We start from the raw sequence: 395 nt of genomic DNA on the forward strand, positions 1-395 counted from the left end.
ACTTAGGACCATCTGGATCATTAGGGTTGATTGGTTCGCCTGGCTTACCTGGATCAGTTGGTGTTACAGGGATTGTACCGTGACGAAGTACTACTGTGTAGACTTGAGTGGTGTTGTCATCGTTATCGAATGTAGCACCTGCTGGGAAACCATCGTTTACTAATACGTAACCCTTGTTTTCAAGATCTTGAATAGTTGAAGTTGTACTGTAGTCGATCTTTTCGCCAGCCTTACCAGTCAATTCACCTGAACTAGTAATCAACTTGTTGTTTTCAGATGCATCAACGTAGTTTACAACTGCTGCTTGATCCTTAGCTGGAGTTACTGGAGTGTATGGCACTGGAGTATCCTTGCCTGGATCAGTTGGTGTTACTGTTGGAACACTTGGAGTGTAG

General features: G+C 43.8%; 1 protein-coding gene. It reads right to left on the minus strand.

Translation table 11 applies throughout. The features are described from left to right. Positions 1-395, minus strand: a 395-nt coding sequence (locus tag FC46_RS09910) for a mucin-binding protein (protein WP_157046845.1), incomplete at both ends; no start/stop codon positions are given.

Source organism: Lactobacillus kalixensis DSM 16043, from assembly GCF_001434335.1.
GTDB lineage: Bacteria > Bacillota > Bacilli > Lactobacillales > Lactobacillaceae > Lactobacillus > Lactobacillus kalixensis.